We start from the raw sequence: 18,170 nt of genomic DNA on the forward strand, positions 1-18,170 counted from the left end.
GTCACTCGACCGAATGAGAATCGGCCCGCGCCAATCCGCGGCGCCACCGGCAACGAACCACTACCGAAAGGCATCGACGCTCCTTCGTGACGGAACGAGGAGCGGCCGGCGCCGGTGAGCCGAGGAGGGCGCGATGACAGACGGGCGGCGACGCACGGCCGTCGTGGGGAGCGGGGTGGCGGGACTGACCGCCGCCCACATCCTGCGCAGGGCACATGACGTGACGCTGTTCGAGGCGGACGACCGGGTGGGCGGCCACGCGCACACCCACGACCTGCCCGCGTCCGACGGCCGGGTCCACCGCGTGGACTCCGGCTTCATCGTGCACAACCGGCGCACCTATCCGCATCTGCTGCGGCTCTTCGCGGAACTCGCCGTCCCGACACAGGAGTCGGAGATGAGCATGTCCGTTCGGTGCGAGGGATGCGGCCTGGAGTACGCGGGCGCCCGCGGCCCGGCCGGTCTCCTTGCCCGGCCGGCAACGGTCCGCGACCCCGCCTATCTGCGGATGCTGGCCGCCGTGCCCCGCTTCCACCGGGCCGCCCGGCGCCTGCTGGCGGACGGCGGCCCGGACGCGGACACGATGACGCTCGGCGACTTCGCGGCACGCGGCAGGTTCACCCCGTACTTCACCGCCCATTTCCTCACCCCCGTGGTCTCCGCGGTCTGGTCCTGCGACCCGGTGACCGCGATGCGCTACCCCGCCCGATACCTCTTCCGCTTCCTCGACCACCACGGGATGCTCGGCGTCGGCGGCTCCCCGGTGTGGCGGACCGTCACCGGAGGATCGGCCGCCTACGTTGACCGGGTCACCAAGCAACTCGATGCCGTCCGCACCTCGACCCCGGTCCGTACCGTGCGCCGTCACGCGGACGGCGTCGACCTCGTCACCGCCGACGACACCACGGAGCCGTTCGACTCCGTCGTCATCGCCACCCACCCCGACCAGGCGCTGCGCGTCCTCGCCGACCCGACCGACGAGGAGACCCGCACCCTGGGCGCCTTCCGCTACTCCCGCAACCCCACCCTGCTGCACACCGACACCCGGCTGCTGCCCGGCGCCCGCGGGGCCCGCGCCTCCTGGAACTACCTGATGCCGTCCTGCTCCGCCGACGCCGCCCACGTCACCGTCAGCTACGACATGAACCGGCTCCAACGCCTCGACGCACCCGAGACCTTCGTCGTCACGCTGAACGGGGCCGACCGCGTCGCCCCCGGCCTGGTCCGCGCCCGCATGGTCTACGAGCACCCCGTCTTCACCCCCGGGTCCGTCGCCGCGCAGGCCCGGCTGCCCGCCCTCTCCGGCCCCGTCACCGCCTACGCGGGGGCGTACCACGGCTGGGGCTTCCACGAGGACGGCTGCCGCTCGGGGGCCGAGGCGGCCGCCGCGCTGGGGGTGGACTGGTGAACGCCCTCTACCCCTGCACGATCACGCACGTACGGACCGCGCCCAGGAGACACGCCTTCCGGCACCGCACCTACCTGTGGCTGATCGACCCCGACGATCCCCCGCCGCTGCCCCGCGCCCTGCGCCCGCTGGCGGGCTTCGACCCGCGCGACCACTTCGGCGGTACGGCCCCGACCATCCGGGCCGGCCTCGACCGCTTCCTGGCCGCCCACGGCATCGCCATCGCCGACGGCTCCGTGCGGATGCTCACCCAGGCCCGGGTGCTGGGCCACGTCTTCAACCCGCTGACCGTCTACTGGTGCCGCCGCGCCGACGGTACCCCGCTCTGCACGGTCGCCGAGGTCCACAACACCTACGGCGAACGCCACTGCTATCTGCTGCGACCGGACGGCTCCGGACAGGCGGACACCGGCAAGGAGTTCTATGTGTCGCCGTTCTTCGACACCGACGGCGACTACCGGATGCGGCTGCCCGAGCCCGGCTCCCGGCTCAGCCTGACGGTCCATCTTGAACGGGCCGGCATCCGGCCCTTCACCGCCACCGTCCGGGGCGTCCGGAGGCCCGCCGACCCGGCCGAACTGCTCCGCCTCGCCGTCCGCCACCCCTGGTCCACGGCCGTCGTGTCGGCCGCCATCCGGTTGCACGGCATCCGCCTCCTGCTGCGCGGACTGCCCGTACAGCCCCGCCCCCACCACCGCACCCAGGAAGGAATGCAGTGAGCGTGTCCACGTCCCACTCCCCGTCCCCCTCCACCCCGCCTCCCGTGGACACCACCACGGGCGTCGGCCCCGGCCGCGGGCCCGGCCTCCTGCCGCCGCCCCGCGCCTCCCGGCTGCGGACCGCCGTCGCCGAACGGCTCGTCCGCCGCGCCCTGGCCCGCCTCCCGCTCCGGGTCCGCCTGGCGGGACGCGAGGACCTCGGTCTCGGCGGCCCGCTGATGGACGTGACCGACCCCGGCACGTTCTTCCGCCGTATCGGGGCCGACGGCCTGATCGGCTTCGGGGAGTCGTACATGGCGGGTGAGTGGGACTCGCCCGACCCGGTGGGGGTCCTGACCGTCCTCGCCGACCAGGTCGCCACCCTGATCCCGCCGCCCCTCCAGCGGCTGCGCGGAATCTGGGCCCGCCGCCGCCCCGCCGGACAGCTCGGCACGCAGGAAGGCGCCCGCGACAACATCAGCCACCACTACGACCTGTCCAACGAACTCTTCGCGCTCTTCCTCGACGAAACGCTCAGCTACTCCGCCGCCCTCTTCCGCGGCTTCCCCGCCGAGCACGCCCTGCTGCCCGCCGCCCAGCACCGCAAGATCGACCGGCTGCTCGACCTCGCCGCGGTCGGCCCCGGCACCGAACTCCTGGAGATCGGTACGGGATGGGGCGAACTCGCCATCCGTGCCGCGGCCCGGGGCGCCCGCGTCGTCTCCGTCACGCTCTCCCGGGAGCAGCGGGACCTGGCACGCCGGCGGATCAGGGACGCCGGATTCGAGGACCGCGTGGACGTCCGGCTCTGCGACTACCGGGACGTCGACGGGGTGTACGACGCGGTCGTCAGCGTCGAGATGATCGAGGCGGTCGGCGCGGACTTCTGGCCCGTCTACTTCCGCACACTGGACCGGCGGCTGGCCCCCGGCGGGCGGATCGCCCTCCAGGCCATCACCATGCCCGACGACCGGATGCGGGCAGGCCGCAACACCTACACCTGGATCCAGAAGTACATCTTCCCCGGCGGACTCCTCCCCTCCGTCGAGGCCATCGACGAGGTCACGGCCGCACACACCACCCTGCGCGTCGAGCGTTGCGACGACTTCGGCACGCACTACGCCGAGACGCTGCGCCTGTGGCGTGAACGGTTCACGGAACGGGCCGCCGACGTCGACGCCCTCGGCTTCGACGCCACCTTCCGGCGTATGTGGACCTTCTACCTGGCCTACTCCGAAGCGGGATTCCGCTCCGGCTACCTCCATGTGCAGCAGATGCTGCTGACCCGTCAGGAAACGGCGCGATGACACTCACCGGCAAGCGGGCGGCCACCGGCGCCGCCCAGCGGCTCGAACCCCTCGTCGAGCAACTGCTCGGCGGTGAACTCCCGGTCAGGGTACGGATGTGGGACGGCAGCGAGACGGGGGCCGCCGACGGCCCCCTGGTCCACGTCCGCTCGCGCCGGGCGCTGCGCCGGCTGCTCTGGGCACCGGGCGAACTCGGTCTCGCCGAGGCGTACATCTCAGGGGACATCGACATCGAGGGGGACCTCGCCGACGGGTTGCGGGCGATGCGCCACGCGGTGCGCGAGCGCGGCCTGCGCCCGCCGCGCCCCGGGGCCGGCGGCCGGCTGCGGGCCGTCGGCACCGCGCTGCGCATGGGGGCCGTCGGCCCCAGGCCGCCGGTCCCCGCCGCCCGGGCCGGACTCCACGGAGTCCTGCACAGCAAGGCCCGCGACCGGGCCGCCATCAGCCACCACTACGACCTGTCCAACGCCTTCTACGCGCTGCTCCTCGACGAGACCATGGCCTACTCGTGCGGCTACTGGACGAGCGACGCACCCGGTTACGGTCCCGCCGACGCGCAGCGCGACAAACTGGAACTGATCTGCCGCAAGCTGGCCCTGCGCCCGGGCGCGCGGCTGCTGGACATCGGCTGCGGCTGGGGGTCGCTGACGCTGTACGCCGCGCGTCGGCACGGCGTCCGCGTCACCGCCGTCACCCTGGCCGGGGAACAGGCGGCGTACGTCCGGCAGCGGGTGGCCGAACAGCACCTGGAGGACCTGGTCGAGGTCCGCTGCTGCGACTACCGCGACATCGGCCGCGCACCCGGCCACGAGGGAGGGTACGACGCGGTGTCCACCGTCGAGATGGGTGAGCACGTCGGCGACGCGCAGTACCCGGGCTTCGCCGGGACGCTGCACGGCATGGTGCGGCCGCGGGGCCGGGTGCTCGTCCAGCAGATGTCGCGGGGGCGGGAGGCCCCGGGCGGCGGAGCGTTCATCGAGTCGTACATCGCGCCGGACATGCACATGCGGCCCCTCGGCGAGACCGTGGCGCTGCTGGAGGGCGCGGGACTCGAAGTGCGTGACGTGGACGGACTGCGCGAGCACTACGTCCTCACCGTCGACGCGTGGCGGCGCACCCTGGAGGAGCGCCGGGCGGAGTTCGCCGCGCTCGTCGGCGAGGAGACCGTGCGGGTGTGGCGGCTCTACCTGGCGGGTGGCGCCCTCGCCTTCGAGGAGCGGCGCATGGGCGTGGACCAGATCCTCGCCGTGCGGCCGGACGCGACCGGTTCGGCCGGGATGCCGGCCACCCGGGCCGGCTGGTACCCGGGCGCCACCGAGGTCCCTGCCGCCCGCCACGGGGAGACGGCCGGAGCCGCCGGATGAGCGGGTTCTCGTGGGCGGCGTTCGCACAGGGCCTCGCGCCCTGCGCGGGTGCCGCCCTGGCCGTCATGCTCGCCACCTTCGCCGTCGGCCTGTACAAGGGGGTGCACCGGGTCGTCGACGTCGCCTGGGGGATCGGGTTCACCGTCGTCGCGCTCGTCTCGTACATCCTGTCGGCGGGTGAGGGCGACGACGGCCGACGGTTGCTGGTCACGGTGCTCACGGCGGTCTGGGGGCTGCGTCTGGCAGGGCACATCGCCCGCCGGGGCCGGGGGCACGGCGAGGACCCGCGCTACGAGGCGATGCTCGCCGACGCGCCGGGCAACCCCGATCTGTACGCCCTGCGGAAGGTCTACCTGCTCCAGGGCGCCCTGGTCTGGCTGATCTCGCTCCCGGTGCAGGCGGCCGGGTACCTGACGGGACCGGTCGGGGGCTGGGCCTGGGCCGGGGCGGGGCTGTGGGCCGTCGGGCTGCTGTTCGAGGGCGTGGGTGACCACCAGCTCGCCCGGTTCAAGGCCGATCCGGCCAACCGCGGGAAGATCATGGACCGGGGACTGTGGGCGTGGACCCGGCACCCGAACTACTTCGGCGACTTCTGCGTGTGGTGGGGCCTGTTTCTGATCGTGTGCCAGGCTCCCGGGCCGGCCGCCGCCACGCTGGTCTCGCCCGTCCTGATGAGCTTTCTGCTCATCGGCGGCAGCGGGAAGGCGCTCCTGGAACGGCACATGGCCGAGCGGCCCGGGTTCGCCGCCTACCGGGCCAGGACCAGCGGCTTCCTGCCCCGCCCGCCGCGCCGCTGAGCCGTCCCCGCCCGGCCTCCTCCCCGGAGGCCGGGCCCGCTCAGGCCGGCAGGCTCATCAGGGCCAGCGGGGCCGACGTCGGCTGCGCCGAGCCGCCCGCGGGTTCGACGGTGACTCCCATGCCCGTGGCGCCGTCCACCGGCCCGTCGAGCAGGGTCGCGTACGTCGTGGGGGAGTCGCCCGACGCCCGCATCAGGCCCGCCGAGCGCATCGTGCCGTCGTCGTCGAACCACAGCTGGTAGACCTTGCCGCCCGGAGCCTCGGCCAGTCCCGAGGCCAGGAACACGGCACGGTCCTGGCTCTCGGAGACCACCACGGTGCCCGTCGCGCCGTCCTTCAGGGTGCCGGACCGTGACTGCGCGTCGGGGGCGGCGAGGACCTGGACGAGCTGCGCGTTCTCCTCCTGCGCGGCGCGGGCCTCCTGCCGGGCGTCCTGCGCCACCTGGTTCTGCCAGGCCGCGACGCCGCCGAAGGCCGCCGCCGCGGCCAGGCTCGCGGCGAGCGCGAACGCCGGCCAGCGCCGGGTGCGGCCCGCGCCGTGGTGGCCGGTGATCCCCGGCCGGGTGCGGCGCCCACCGGGCGGCGGCTCCTGACGTACGGTCGCGATCTCGCGCAGCACCCGCTCGCGCAACTCCCGCGGGGGCGCGGCGGACACGGCGAGCCCCAGCCGGGTCGCGGTCTCCGAGAGCTCGTGGACCTCCACGGAGCAGGCCTCGCAGTCGCCCAGATGCCTTTCGAACTCCCGCCGTTCGGGCTCCGGGAGGGCGTGCAGGGCGTAGGCCCCGGTCAGTGTGTGAAGTCCGGCGTCGCTCATGCGCTCACCCCGAGGCAGTCGCGCAGCCGGATCAGCCCGTCGCGCAGTCGAGTCTTGATCGTTCCGAGCGGTGCGGCGAGCAGCTCCGCCACCTCGCGGTAGGTCAGTCCCCGGTAGTACGCCAGGGTGACGGACTCCCGTTGCAGCTCGGAGAGCGTCCGCATGCAGCGGCGGACCTGCTCCCGCTCCAGCCGGGTCTCCACTTGTTCGGTGACGTCGTCGAACGCGGGAGTGCGGTCGAGCAGCGCGGCCTTGTGCTCACGGGCCGTCGTGGCCTCCACCGAGCGGACCCGGTCCACCGCCCGGTGATGGGCCAGCGTCAGCACCCAGTTCATGGCGCTCCCGCGGGCGGCCTGGAAGCGCGGCGCCGTACGCCACACCTCGACCAGGACCTCCTGCGCGACCTCCTCGGACTGGGCCGGGTCACGCAGCACGCTGCGCACCAGTCCGAGTACGGGCCCGCACACCGCCTCGTACACCTGGGAGAAGGCGTCCTGATCGCCCCGGGCGACCCTCCCCAGGAGTTCCTGGAGATCAGGTCCCGCCGAGGGCAGTCCGCTGATGTGCACGGCTTCTTTCACGCGGGCGTCCTCCCAGGGTGCTCATCGGTCTCGTGGGGTGATTCGGAGCCGGTGGCAGCGCGGATTGGTCAGAGGGCGAGATCCTTCCACGCCTTTCCCGATTCGCGACATATCGTGGTTGACGGGTCCTCAGGGCTCGCGATATGTTCGGCAACGAGTATTCGACGACGAGGTGAGGGGGCGAGGGCGGTGGCCAAGCGGCGCAAGCTCGGCAATCCGCTGGCGCTCACGGTGATGGTGCTGCTCGCCGAGCGGTCCATGCATCCCTATGAGATCGCCCAGACCCTGCGTCGACGCGGCAAGGAACACAGCGTCAAGATCAACTTCGGCTCGCTCTACACCGTGGTCCAGAACCTGGAGAAGCACGGCTATGTGGAGGTCACGGACGTGCAGCGGCAGGGCAACCGCCCGGAGCGCACGCTGTACGGCATCACCGGGGCCGGGCGCGCCGAGATGCTGGACTGGCTGTCCGACCTGATCGCGGTTCCGGCGGCGGAGTTCCCCGTCTTCGACACGGCCCTGTCGCTGCTTCCGGTGCTGCCGCCGGACGAGGTGGCGGAGCTGCTGCTCGACCGGGAGACGGCGCAGAGCATCCGGGCCGCGGCGCTGCGGGGCGTGCTCACTCAGCTGAGTGACGCCCTGCCCCGGATCTTCGTCGTGGAGACCGAGTACCAGCTCCACATGATCGAGGCGCAGCTGGAGTGGATCAAGGGCTTCCGCAAGGAGGTCGCCGACTCCACCGTCGGCGGCATCGAGGAATGGAAGTCGTTCCACGAGACCGGCGAGGTGCCACAGGACTGGCAGGAGCTGGACGAGCAGGACATCGTCCTCGACCCCGAACGCGAGGTGTGACGGGAGGGGCGGACCAAGAGAGGAAGACCCCGGCGGGGGCTGTTGGAGCAGCGCCCGCCGGGGTCTCGAACCCCGGACCGGACAAGCCGTGAAGGCACGCCAGGCGATCGAGGTGCGGCACGCCCAGGATAGCCCGGCACTCCACGCGCGGACCGGCTCGGCCCATCGGGCACCCGAGTGCCCCGCCGACCACAGGAGAGCTCCGTCATGAGCACCCGTGCGCCCGCCGTCCTGGCGCGGCAGCTGATCAAGACCTATCCGGGGGACGTCACCGCACTCAGCGGGATAGATCTCACCGTCGCCCCCGGCACCGTCTTCGGGCTTCTCGGGCCCAACGGTGCGGGAAAGTCCACCACCGTCAAGATCCTCACCACCCTCGCCCGCCCGGACTCCGGTACCGCGTCCGTCGCCGGCCACGATGTGCTGCGCCACCCCGACCGGGTCCGCCGGGCCATCGGTGTGGTCGCCCAGCGGTCCGGCGCCGACCCGGTCGCCACGGGACGCGAGAACCTGATGCTCCAGGGCCGGCTGTACGGAATGCGGGGCGTCGCAGTCCGGCGCCGCGCCGATGAGCTGCTGGACCGCTTCGACCTCGCGGATGCCGGGAAGCGCCAGGTCAAGGGATACTCCGGCGGGATGCAGCGCCGGCTCGACGTGGCGCTGGGGCTGGTGCACCGCCCCGAGGTGTTGTTCCTCGACGAGCCGACGACGGGCCTCGATCCGGAGGCCCGCACGGCGATGTGGGAGGAGATCTCCCGGCTGGCGGCCGAGGAGGGCCTGACCATCGTGCTCACCACGCACTACCTGGAGGAGGCCGACCGGCTCGCCGAACGCATCGCGATCGTCGACCGCGGCCGCATCGTCGTCGAGGGCACCCCCGACGACCTCAAGGGTGAACTGAGGGGCGACGCCGTCCACATGGAGCTGCGCGCCGACGGTGACCACGAGGCCGCGACCGCCGCACTCGCGGGACTGCCCGGCGTGCACGAGGTGCTGGTGGACGGCCGCCGGGTCAGTGTGCGCGCGGAGGACGGTGCGGCCGCCGTTCCCGTACTGCTCACCGCCCTGGAGCGGGCCGGAGCGGCGGTGGCGGCCGCCACCGTCGCCCGCCCCTCCCTCGACGACGTCTATCTTCGCTATGCCGGCCGCCGCTTCTCCGAGGCGGAGGCCGCGGGCCCGCAGAGCGCTCCGGTACCGGCCGCCGCGGGAGGCACCCGATGAACAGTCAGGCATGCGCCCAGACCTGGTACATGACCCAGCGCCAGCTGATGGCGATCCTCAGGCAGCCGGTCTTCCTGGTGATCTCGCTGATCCAGCCGGTGATCTGGCTGTTCCTGTTCGGCAACCTCTTCAAGAAGGTCGTCGAACTCGGCGGCTTCGGCACCACGTCCTACCTGGACTACCTCATCCCCGGCATCGTCGTGATGAGTGCTCTCGGATCGAGCATGTGGGCCGGGATGGGCACCCTGGAGGAGATCGAGCGCGGCACGCTCAACCGTTTCCTGACGACGCCCGTCAGCCGCAACGCGCTGATGAACGCCAACGTCGTGCAGAACGGCATCAGCACGGCGGTGCAGTCCGTGATCATCGTCCTGCTCGGCCGGGCCGCGGGTGCCACCTACCCCGGTGGGGCGGGCGGGCTGCTGATCCTGCTCCTCGCCTCGATCCTGCTCGGTACGGTCTTCGGCGCCCTCTCCAACGCCCTGGGCATGCTGGTCCGCCAGCGGGAGTCGATCATCGGCATCAACACGTTCCTGCTCCTGCCGCTGACCTTCCTCTCCACGTCCTTCATGGCGCCGAGCCAGATGCCGTCCTGGATGCGTGACATCGCCGACTTCAACCCGGTCAACTGGGCGATGGTGGCGGGCCGCTCGGCGCTGACGGCGGATCCGGACCTGGGCCTGGTGCTCAGCCGCGGGGGAGCGCTGCTGGTGCTCGCCGTGATCGCGGTGTGGCTGTCGACCCGCACGTTCCGCTCGTACCAGAAGTCCGTCTGACGGCCGGTACCTCAACGGCCGGCCACCACATCGTCCGCCCGGTCCGGGAGCCCGCTCCCGGACCGGGTCCCGCGTGACCGGACCGCGCGCAGCGCCAGGAAGAGCAGCAGTGCGAACGGCGAGAGCAGAATCGTCAGCACCAGCAGCGGGCCCGTCACATACGGAGAGATCCCCAGCCGGCGGCTCTCCAGGAACATCCACTGCCCCAGCAGCAGATCCCAGGCGATGACCTGCGCCCACACCGCTCCCGCCCCGTTCGCCAGCGCGGTCAGATCGCGGAACGTGTCGATGTCCGGGCTGCTCACCGCCGTCCAGAGTTCGGGAAACACCGGCAGGGCCATCGCCACGTACACGGCGAGCACCGGCAGGACGGTCAGCGGCGAGGCGGCGATCCGGGCCGTGACCGCCCGGCCCGGCAGGAAGATCATGAGCAGCCAGAACGGCGCCGCCAGGACGAACGCGATCTCGAACAGTGCACCGGTCATGACACGAACTCCTTCGTGGTGGCGGGGGCGGGGTGCGCTTCGGAGCGCCCCCGCAGTGCGCCGTACGTACCGGCGGCGGTGGCGGCCAGGACGGCCGCGGCGGCGGTGAGAGTCACGCCGTCGGGATGGACGAGCGGCTGGCCGCGCAGCGCCTGCCAGGCGACCAGGGCCGTGACCGCGGCATAGGCGCCGGAGGCGACCCTCACCAGGCGCAGCCGGACCCCGGGGTCACGCAGCCGGACGAAGCGCGGCGCCAGCGCCACCAGGGCGAGCAGGAAGAGCGGGAGGAGTTGGAGTGCGTGCATTCCCACGAAGTGCGGGATGCGCAGATCGCCGCCGGTCGTCGACCAGCCGGTCAGCGGCATCGAGGGCCCGCCGTCCGGTACGCCCACCGCGTGGGCGCCCACCACATCGGCCGTGTCGAGGTTTCCGGCCGCCCGCTGCTCCTCGGAGGGCCGCGTCATCAGGAAGCCGAAACCGGCCCCTGCCAGGGCCAGCAGCACGCCCGAGCGGATGGCCCAGGCGGAGGCGCGGTCCGCGATGCGGGCGCGCAGCAGGAGGATCGCGATGACCAGCGTGCCGGCCCACAGGATGACCACGGTGGCGCCCATCGCGGCGAACAGCGACGCGTCGAACGGGGTGGCGTTGTTGAAGTGGCTGCGCTTTCCGCGGACGACCTGCCCGACGATGATCGCCATCTCGACGAAGCTGGCGAGCGCTACCACGGTCCCGGCCCACCAGCCGGTGCGCCTGCCCCGGGTGAGCAGCGTCAGCATCCAGGCGAGCGCGAGGGCGTACACCACGAACGAGACCGCGAACTTGAAGGGTTTGAACCAGATCGTCGAGCCCGCCAGGACCCGGTCGTCGACCAGCAGGCCCACGCCGGAGACGACGGTCGTCACGGCCATGGCGGCGGCGAAGAGGACTAACGGACGGTGCCAGGTACGCCAGTGCGGCATGAGATCCCCCTGAGATGATTATGGATAGCGGCACTCCCCACTATCCGATAGTGGAACTATCTAGGATGGGAGACGGGTTGGCAAGCGGGATGAGGGAGAACACGCGGTGCGCATCGGCGAGTTGAGCCGCAGGTCCGGGGTTCCGGTACCGACGATCAAGTTCTACGTACGGGAGGGGCTGCTGCCGGCCGGGCGGCTGACCAGTCCGAATCAGGCGAGCTATGACGACGGGCACGAGCGCAGGCTCCGGCTGATCCGCGCGCTGCTGGACGTCGGAGGGCTCCCACTGGCGGCCATCGGGGAGGTGCTCCGGGTGATGGAGGACCCGGAGCAGCCGCTGTTCGACGTGCTGGGCGCCGCGGCGAAGAGCATCGCGCCGTCACGGGGCGGCGATCCCGGGCCCGAACTGGAGGACGCCCGCGAGGATGTGGCGGAACTCCTGAAGCGCAAGGGCTGGCTGTGCGAGCCGGGCAGCCCCGGCGGGGAGTCCCTGGCCGAGGTGCTGGTGGCGCTGCGCCGGGCCGGTCACGGCAGCTTCGTGGAACTGCTCGACGACTACGCGGCGTCCGCCGAGCAGGTCGCGCGCGCCGACCTCGACTACGTCGGGCGCCGGGTGGCGCGGGAGGACCTGGTGGAGGGTGTGGTCGTCGGCACGGTGCTCGGTGAGGCGATGTTCGCCGCCCTGCGCCGGCTCGCGCATGTCGACGCGTCGGCGCGGGCGTTCGGCGAGGAGGCGCGCGACTGAGTCCGCGGCTCGGTGGTGGTGTTACGGGGCGCGCGACCGCGCCGGTGGAGGCGCTACGGCGCGCGACCGGGCCCGCGGCGCCGCGGTGCGGTCATGGGGGCGGGCGTGACTGTGCCCCGGTCCGGAAGGGGCCGGGGCACAGTGCCGTTCGTTGTCAGTCGCTACGCGGCGCTCTCCTGCTCGCGCTCCACCTGGGCGTTCCACTCGCGCTTGACGGAGCGCCAGGTGTCGTCGTTCTGGCCCAGCCGCCAGTATCCGGAGATCGACAGCTGCGGCAGCGGGATCCCGCGGTCGAGCCGCAGGTGGCGGCGGATCTCCTTGACGAAGCCGGCCTCGCCGTGGACGAAGGCCTGGACGTCGCCCGCGGGGAACTCCAACTCCTTCACCGCGGCGGTGAGCGCCTCGCCCACCGGGCGTTCGCCCCGGTGCAGCCAGGTGACCTCGACGCCGTCCGGCGACGCGATCTTCTGCTCCTCCGAGGCGTCCGAGACCTCGATGAACGCGTGGACCACCGCGCCGGCGGGCATCTGCTCAAGCGCCGCGGCCACGGCCGGCAGCGCGCTCTCGTCGCCCACCAGGAGGTGCCAGTCGGCCGAGGCGTCGGGGCCGTAACCGCCGCCGGGGCCCAGGAAGGTCACCTGGTCGCCCGCTGCCGCGCGGGCCGCCCACGGACCGGCGAGGCCCTCGTCGCCGTGCACCACGAAGTCGATCGCGAGCTCCCGGCCGACCGGGTCCCAGGAACGCACCGTGTACGTACGCGTCGTGGGCCAGAGCTCGCGCGGGTACTCCTCGCGGATGCGGGCCATGTCGAAGGGATGCGCGTAATCGGCGCCCTCGGGGGCGAAGCACAGCTTGACGTAGTGGTCGGTGTAGCCGGACAGCGCGAAGTCGGCGAGACCGTCACCGCCGAGCACCACCCGGATCATGTGCGGGGTGATCTGCTCGGTGCGCAGGACCTGCGCACCCTGCGCCGTGGGTGCCTGCCGCGCCGGTCGTTCTGCCACGAGGTTGTCTCCCTGCTCCGGATACCGGACCGATGGCCCATACATGCGACCGTCGGTCTTAGGGTTACCTAACCTAACACCTCGGGTGAGGGCTGTGGAGACCATTAACCGCTCGGGCCGCCGCTCAGGTGGCGAGGACGGAGAGCAGGCGCTGCAGAGCCCCGCCCAGTCCCCACTGGTCCGCGAGCGCTTCGAGCGTCGCGGGGTCCCGGGGTTCGGCGGGCAGTGCGGGGTCGAACTCCGGCAGGGGTACGTCACCGGCGACCCGGACCACGGTCGGTGCGACGGCCACGTAGTCACGGGCCTCGTCGAGCCGTTTGCGCTGCGAGGGCGTCAGCCTGGCGGCCGGGTCGTCGACCGCTGCCATGATCCCGGCCAGATCGCCGAACGCGTCCAGCAGCTTCGCCGCGGTCTTCTCGCCGATGCCGGGCACGCCCGGCAGTCCGTCGCTCGGGTCGCCGCGCAGCAGCGCCAGGTCGACGTAGCCGGAGCCGGCCACCCCGTACTTCTCGCGGAGCCACGCCTCGTCCGTCATCTGGAGGGTGCCGACGCCCTTCAGCGGGTAGAGCACCCGCACCCCGCGGGCGTCGTCCACCAGCTGGTAGAGGTCCCGGTCGCCGGTGACGATGTCGACCGGCCCGGTCGCCAGGCCGGTCAGCGTGCCGATCACGTCGTCGGCCTCGTATCCCGCGACGCCGACCCGGGCGATGCCCAGGGCGTCGAGGACGTCCGCGATCACCGGTACCTGCGGGGCCAGCGTGTCGGGCGTCTCCTCCTCGTCGGGCAGTCCCGCGTCCGTCTCCACGGCGACGCGGTGGGCCTTGTACGAGGGGATCAGGTCGACCCGCCACTGCGGCCGCCAGTCCGCGTCCCAGCAGGCGACCAGATCGTCCGGCCGGTGGTCCTGCACGAGGCGGCCGATGAAGTCCAGCAGCCCGCGCACGGCGTTGACGGGTGTCCCGTCCGGCGCGCGCACCGAGTCGGGCACCCCGAAGTAGGCGCGGAAGTAGAGGGAGGCGGTGTCGAGGAGCATCAGGCGTCGCGTCACACCCCGATGATGCCGCACCCCGCTGACACCGGCCGCCGCGGACGCGGTTCCCGAACGCGCCCCGTTCTTTTGTGACCTGGCTCACTCTTGTGTTTGCCCTGCGTAAGCGGGGGCAGGCGCGGCATCGGAGCGGACCACGTCGCATTTTCAACTAGTGCACGTGCCGTGCGGACCGAATCCGCACCGCTCCACGGTCTGCCGGAGGGGGTGGCAGACCGTTTTCGGTTCAACGCGTGAGGTGTATGTGTCAAGGCTGCAAGCCGAACACTTGTACAAAGTTTTCGGCAGACGACCCGATCAAGCCGTGCAGAAGCTGAAGAGCGGCACGGACCGCGAAGCGCTGCGCGCCGACGGAACGACCGCAGCGGTGATCGACGCATCGTTCACCGTGGAACCGGGCCAGATCTTCGTCGTGATGGGTCTGTCCGGGTCAGGCAAGTCCACGTTGCTGCGCATGCTCAACGGGCTGCTGGAGCCCAGCGCCGGCCAGGTGCTCTTCGACGGCCAGGACCTGACCGCCCTGAGCCCGGCCGAGCTGCGCCACGTCCGCTCCACCAAGATCAGCATGGTCTTCCAGCACTTCGCGCTCTTCCCCCACCGGAGCGTCCTGGAGAACGCCGCCTACGGCCTCGAGGTGCAGGGTGTGCCGCGCGCCGAGCGCAACCGCCGCGCCACCGAGGCACTGGAGATGACCGGCCTCGCCGGCTGGGAGAAGTCCTGGCCCGACGAGCTCTCCGGCGGCATGCAGCAGCGCGTCGGCCTCGCCCGCGCGCTCGCCACCGACGCCGACCTGCTCCTGATGGACGAGTCCTTCAGCGCGCTCGACCCGCTGATCCGCCGCGACATGCAGGACCAGCTCCTGGAACTGCAGAAGCGGCTGAAGAAGACCATCGTCTTCATCACCCACGACCTCAACGAGGCCATGCGCCTCGGCGACCGCATCGCGGTGATGCGCGACGGCGAGATAGTCCAGCTCGGCTCGGCCGAGGACATCCTCGTCACCCCGGCCAACGACTACGTCGCCTCCTTCACCCAGGACGTCGACCGCTCCCGGGTGCTGACCGCGGGCGCCATCATGGCCGAACCGCACACGGTGATGGGCACCAGGACGGACGACGGCAAGGAACTGCGTACGCCCGCCGACGTGCTGCGGGAGGCACCGGCCACCGTCGCCGAGTCCACCCCGATCATCGAGCTGTTCACCCCCTGCTCGCAGAGCGGGGTCGCGGTCGCCGTGACCGACGACAAGGGCAAGCTCATCGGTGTCGTGCCGAGGGCCCGGCTGCTCGCCGTGCTCGGTGAGCCGATGACCCCCACCGAGGCTCCTCAGGACGCCGCGGCCTCGCTGAAGAAGGTGGCCAGTGTTTAGGCTCCATCTCGGCGACTGGGTCGACTCCGCCGTCGACTGGCTCCAGACCCACCTGGCCTGGCTCTTCGACGCCATCAGCTCCGTGGTGAGCGGCATGTTCGACGGCATCGCCGCCGTGCTCTCCGCTCCCGCCCCCCTGCTCTTCGCGGGCATCGTCGCCGTCATCGCCTGGTGGCTGCGCGGCCTGCTCGCCGGTGTGCTCGCGTTCGTCGGCTTCGCCCTCATCGACTCGGTCGAGTTGTGGGACGAAGCGATGGACACCCTCACCCTGGTGCTCGTCGCGACCATCGTGACGCTGGTCCTGGCCATCCCTCTCGGTATCTGGGCGTCCCGCTCGAAGACCGTCAGCGCGGTGACCCGGCCGGTCCTCGACTTCATGCAGACCATGCCCGCCATGGTCTACCTGATTCCGGGCGTCATCTTCTTCGGCGTCGGCGTCGTTCCCGGGATCATCGCCACCATCATCTTCGCGCTGCCCCCGGGCGTCCGGATGACCGAGCTCGGCATCCGTCAGGTCGACGGTGAACTCGTCGAGGCGGCCGAGGCCTTCGGCACCACCTCGCGCAACACCCTGATCCGGGTGCAGCTGCCGCTCGCGCTGCCCACGATCATGGCGGGCATCAACCAGGTCATCATGCTGGGCCTGTCCATGGTGGTCATCGCCGGCATGGTCGGCGGCGGCGGCCTCGGTGGCGCCGTCTACCGCGCCATCGGCAACGTCGACGTGGGCCTCGGCTTCGAAGCCGGCGTCTCCATCGTCGTCCTGGCGATGTACCTGGACCGCATGACCAGCGCCCTGGGCCGCGAGGTCTCCCCGCTCGCCCGCCGCGCGCTCGCCAAGGCGCAGGCGTTGACCGGTGGGCTGAAGGTGTGGAACTACCGCCCGCAGCCCGTCGTCGCCCTGGTCGGCATCGTGGTCCTCGCCCTCGTCGCCGGCGGCATGGGCATGTTCGGATCCTCGGACAAGGACAGCACCGCGAGCTCCGACCCCAAGAACATCGGGGCCGGCAAGAAGATCAGCATGGGCTACATCCCGTGGGACGAAGGCATCGCCTCCACCTTCCTGTGGAAGGAGATGCTGGAGCAGCGCGGCTTCGAGGTCGACGTCAAGCAGTACGAGGCCGGCGCGCTGTACACCGGTATGGCGGGCGGTCAGATCGACTTCGAGACCGACTCCTGGCTGCCGGTCACCCACGCCGCGTACTGGAAGAAGTACAAGGACCGCCTGGAGGACATGGGCTCCTGGTACGGCCCCACCTCCCTGGAGCTCGCCGTCCCCTCGTACGTGAAGGGCGTCGACTCGCTCGACGACCTGAAGGGCAAGGCGTCGGACTTCAAGGGCCGGATCGTCGGCATCGAGCCGAGCGCCGGTGAGACGGGCCTGCTCAAGGACAAGATCCTGCCGGGCTACGGCCTGGACAAGGAGTACAAGGTCGTCGACGGCTCCACGCCGTCCATGCTGGCCGAGCTGAAGCGCGCGTACGCCAAGAAGGAACCGATCGTCGTTCCCCTCTGGTCGCCGCACTGGGCCTACAACCAGTACGAGCTCACCAAGCTCAAGGACCCCAAGAACCTCTGGGGCCAGGGCGACGGGATCCACACGCTGACCCGCAAGGGTTTCGCGGCCGACAACCCCGAGGTCGGCAACTGGCTCAAGAACTTCAAGATGACCGAGGACCAGCTCACCAGTCTTGAGGCGCAGATCCAGAAGAGCGGCTCCGGCAAGGAGCAGGAGGCCGTCCGCACCTGGCTGAAGGCCAACCCGGGCGTCGCCGACAAGTGGACCCCCGTCAAGAAGGCCGCCACCTCCAAGGGCGCCAACGGCAAGGACGAGCGCGACCGCGCCGTCGAGATGGCCTGGTTCCCCTGGGAGGAGGACATCGCCGCCACGTACCTGTGGAAGGCCGTCCTGGAGGACCGCGGTTACAAGATCAACCTCAAGCAGTTCGAGGTCGGACCGATGTACGCCGCGATGTCCCGCGGCCAGATCGACGTGCAGTTCGACGGCTGGCTGCCGTACACCCAGAAGAACTACTGGGACAAGTACGGCCCCAAGCTGACCGACATCGGCTCGTGGTACGGCCCGACCTCCATCGAGATCGCGGTGCCCGACTACGTCAAGGACGTGAAGTCCCTGGCGGACCTGAAGGGCAAGGGCTCGCAGTTCAACGGCCGGATCATCGGCATCGAACCGGGCACCGCCACGATGGAGAACCTCAAGAAGAACGTGCTGCCGGGCTACGGCCTGGACAAGGAGTACAAGGTCGTCGACGGCTCCACTCCGGCGATGCTGGCCGAGCTGAAGCGCGCGTACGCCAAGAAGGAGCCCATCGCCGTCGTGCTGTGGACCCCGCACTGGGCGTACAGCGAGTACAAGATGACCAAGCTCCAGGACCCGAAGAAGGCGTTCGGTGACGGCGACCGGCTGCACACCATCGCCTCCAAGGAGTTCCCGCAGAACTACCCGCAGCTGACCAAGTGGTTCAAGGACTTCAAGCTCAGCGAGGACCAGCTCGCCGGCCTGGAGAACCAGATCCAGAAGCGCGGCGCGGGGCACGAGGAGGAAGCCGTGAAGGCCTGGATGGATATGAACCCGGGCATCGCGGACAAGATGGCTCCCACGCAGTAACAGCGGCAGCGGCCCCATCGGGGGCACGTCACGCGAAGGGGTGGGCACCGCCAGTGGCGGTGCCCACCCCTTTCGGGCTGTCGGAACGTCTCTTTACCGGCCTTCCTCGCCCA

At 71.2% G+C, this 18,170-nt stretch carries 17 protein-coding genes; 11 read left to right on the forward strand and 6 right to left on the reverse strand.

Going from position 1 to position 18,170, the window contains the following annotated elements:
• The first annotated feature begins 133 nt into the window (after window positions 1-133).
• From OG959_RS32010 to OG959_RS32030, 5 genes are read left to right on the forward strand one after another with little or no spacing between them, the layout of a single operon-like run.
• Window positions 134-1,408 carry an NAD(P)/FAD-dependent oxidoreductase gene (locus OG959_RS32010; protein ID WP_326664096.1) on the forward strand — a complete coding sequence of 425 codons (1,275 nt, stop codon included), beginning with the start codon at window positions 134-136 and terminating at the stop codon, window positions 1,406-1,408.
• Window positions 1,402-2,127: a DUF1365 domain-containing protein gene (locus OG959_RS32015; RefSeq protein ID WP_326666758.1), complete on the forward strand. Its 726-nt coding sequence runs from the start codon at window positions 1,402-1,404 to the stop codon at window positions 2,125-2,127. The genes OG959_RS32010 and OG959_RS32015 overlap by 7 nt, the downstream gene beginning before the upstream one ends.
• Before the next feature lie 2 nt (window positions 2,128-2,129).
• Entirely contained in the window at window positions 2,130-3,413 is a 1,284-nt protein-coding gene (locus OG959_RS32020) for a class I SAM-dependent methyltransferase (RefSeq protein WP_442805672.1), read from the forward strand.
• The gene (locus OG959_RS32025) at window positions 3,410-4,777 is read left to right on the forward strand and encodes a cyclopropane-fatty-acyl-phospholipid synthase family protein (RefSeq protein WP_326664098.1); all 1,368 of its coding nucleotides are present in this window, start codon (window positions 3,410-3,412) and stop codon (window positions 4,775-4,777) included. The genes OG959_RS32020 and OG959_RS32025 overlap by 4 nt, the downstream gene beginning before the upstream one ends.
• The gene (locus tag OG959_RS32030) at window positions 4,774-5,574 is read left to right on the forward strand and encodes a DUF1295 domain-containing protein (protein ID WP_326664100.1); all 801 of its coding nucleotides are present in this window, start codon (window positions 4,774-4,776) and stop codon (window positions 5,572-5,574) included. Before OG959_RS32025 ends, OG959_RS32030 begins: the two co-directional genes overlap by 4 nt.
• Window positions 5,575-5,614: 40 nt before the next feature.
• On the opposite strand, the gene OG959_RS32035 is transcribed toward OG959_RS32030, so the two are convergent.
• Window positions 5,615-6,388, reverse strand: coding sequence for an anti-sigma factor (locus OG959_RS32035; RefSeq protein WP_326664102.1), 774 nt, complete (start codon window positions 6,386-6,388; stop codon window positions 5,615-5,617).
• On the reverse strand, window positions 6,385-6,969 hold the full coding sequence (locus OG959_RS32040; RefSeq protein ID WP_326664104.1) for a sigma-70 family RNA polymerase sigma factor: 585 nt from the start codon (window positions 6,967-6,969) through the stop codon (window positions 6,385-6,387). Before OG959_RS32040 ends, OG959_RS32035 begins: the two co-directional genes overlap by 4 nt.
• Window positions 6,970-7,158: 189 nt before the next feature.
• Between OG959_RS32040 and OG959_RS32045 the strand changes: the two genes are divergently transcribed.
• The 3 genes from OG959_RS32045 to OG959_RS32055 all read left to right on the forward strand — a co-directional run bounded on the left by OG959_RS32045 (window position 7,159) and on the right by OG959_RS32055 (window position 9,818).
• Window positions 7,159-7,821 (forward strand): PadR family transcriptional regulator, encoded by a 663-nt coding sequence (locus tag OG959_RS32045; protein WP_326664106.1) that lies wholly within the window; start codon window positions 7,159-7,161, stop codon window positions 7,819-7,821.
• Window positions 7,822-8,028: 207 nt separating this feature from the next.
• Window positions 8,029-9,042 (forward strand): ATP-binding cassette domain-containing protein, encoded by a 1,014-nt coding sequence (locus OG959_RS32050; RefSeq protein WP_326664108.1) that lies wholly within the window; start codon window positions 8,029-8,031, stop codon window positions 9,040-9,042.
• Window positions 9,039-9,818: an ABC transporter permease gene (locus OG959_RS32055; protein WP_326664110.1), complete on the forward strand. Its 780-nt coding sequence runs from the start codon at window positions 9,039-9,041 to the stop codon at window positions 9,816-9,818. The genes OG959_RS32050 and OG959_RS32055 overlap by 4 nt, the downstream gene beginning before the upstream one ends.
• Window positions 9,819-9,829: 11 nt before the next feature.
• On the opposite strand, the gene OG959_RS32060 is transcribed toward OG959_RS32055, so the two are convergent.
• Both OG959_RS32060 and OG959_RS32065 read right to left on the reverse strand, forming a co-directional pair.
• Window positions 9,830-10,303, reverse strand: coding sequence for an ABA4-like family protein (locus OG959_RS32060; protein ID WP_326664112.1), 474 nt, complete (start codon window positions 10,301-10,303; stop codon window positions 9,830-9,832).
• A complete protein-coding gene (locus OG959_RS32065) occupies window positions 10,300-11,262 on the reverse strand; it encodes a hypothetical protein (RefSeq protein ID WP_326664114.1) in 963 nt (320 codons plus the stop codon). Before OG959_RS32065 ends, OG959_RS32060 begins: the two co-directional genes overlap by 4 nt.
• A 106-nt stretch (window positions 11,263-11,368) precedes the next feature.
• Here OG959_RS32065 and OG959_RS32070 point away from each other — a divergent pair, with 106 nt between their 5' ends.
• Entirely contained in the window at window positions 11,369-12,007 is a 639-nt protein-coding gene (locus OG959_RS32070) for a MerR family transcriptional regulator (protein ID WP_326664116.1), read from the forward strand.
• Window positions 12,008-12,168: 161 nt separating this feature from the next.
• On the opposite strand, the gene OG959_RS32075 is transcribed toward OG959_RS32070, so the two are convergent.
• Window positions 12,169-13,011 carry a siderophore-interacting protein gene (locus OG959_RS32075; RefSeq protein ID WP_326664117.1) on the reverse strand — a complete coding sequence of 281 codons (843 nt, stop codon included), beginning with the start codon at window positions 13,009-13,011 and terminating at the stop codon, window positions 12,169-12,171.
• A gap of 124 nt (window positions 13,012-13,135) precedes the next feature.
• Window positions 13,136-14,044, reverse strand: coding sequence for a 5'-3' exonuclease (locus OG959_RS32080; RefSeq protein ID WP_326666761.1), 909 nt, complete (start codon window positions 14,042-14,044; stop codon window positions 13,136-13,138).
• A gap of 319 nt (window positions 14,045-14,363) precedes the next feature.
• Between OG959_RS32080 and OG959_RS32085 the strand changes: the two genes are divergently transcribed.
• Together OG959_RS32085 and OG959_RS32090 are read left to right on the forward strand one after the other, a co-directional pair.
• On the forward strand, window positions 14,364-15,428 hold the full coding sequence (locus OG959_RS32085; protein ID WP_326664119.1) for a quaternary amine ABC transporter ATP-binding protein: 1,065 nt from the start codon (window positions 14,364-14,366) through the stop codon (window positions 15,426-15,428).
• Window positions 15,421-18,057 carry an ABC transporter permease/substrate binding protein gene (locus OG959_RS32090; RefSeq protein WP_326664122.1) on the forward strand — a complete coding sequence of 879 codons (2,637 nt, stop codon included), beginning with the start codon at window positions 15,421-15,423 and terminating at the stop codon, window positions 18,055-18,057. Before OG959_RS32085 ends, OG959_RS32090 begins: the two co-directional genes overlap by 8 nt.
• The last annotated feature ends 113 nt before the right edge of the window (window positions 18,058-18,170 follow it).

Origin of the sequence: Streptomyces sp. NBC_00385, from assembly GCF_035917155.1 — a bacterium.
Classification (GTDB): domain Bacteria; phylum Actinomycetota; class Actinomycetes; order Streptomycetales; family Streptomycetaceae; genus Streptomyces; species Streptomyces poriferorum.

What these genes read in the sequence shown, in the direction of transcription:
- OG959_RS32080 (WP_326666761.1), bottom strand. Translation starts at nt 14,044, where the DNA reads ATGCTCCTCGACACCGCCTCCCTCTACTTCCGCGCCTACTTCGGGGTG.
- OG959_RS32030 (WP_326664100.1), top strand. Translation starts at nt 4,774, where the DNA reads ATGAGCGGGTTCTCGTGGGCGGCGTTCGCACAGGGCCTCGCGCCCTGC.
- OG959_RS32060 (WP_326664112.1), bottom strand. Translation starts at nt 10,303, where the DNA reads ATGACCGGTGCACTGTTCGAGATCGCGTTCGTCCTGGCGGCGCCGTTC.
- OG959_RS32050 (WP_326664108.1), top strand. Translation starts at nt 8,029, where the DNA reads ATGAGCACCCGTGCGCCCGCCGTCCTGGCGCGGCAGCTGATCAAGACC.
- OG959_RS32035 (WP_326664102.1), bottom strand. Translation starts at nt 6,388, where the DNA reads ATGAGCGACGCCGGACTTCACACACTGACCGGGGCCTACGCCCTGCAC.
- OG959_RS32055 (WP_326664110.1), top strand. Translation starts at nt 9,039, where the DNA reads ATGAACAGTCAGGCATGCGCCCAGACCTGGTACATGACCCAGCGCCAG.
- OG959_RS32025 (WP_326664098.1), top strand. Translation starts at nt 3,410, where the DNA reads ATGACACTCACCGGCAAGCGGGCGGCCACCGGCGCCGCCCAGCGGCTC.
- OG959_RS32065 (WP_326664114.1), bottom strand. Translation starts at nt 11,262, where the DNA reads ATGCCGCACTGGCGTACCTGGCACCGTCCGTTAGTCCTCTTCGCCGCC.
- OG959_RS32010 (WP_326664096.1), top strand. Translation starts at nt 134, where the DNA reads ATGACAGACGGGCGGCGACGCACGGCCGTCGTGGGGAGCGGGGTGGCG.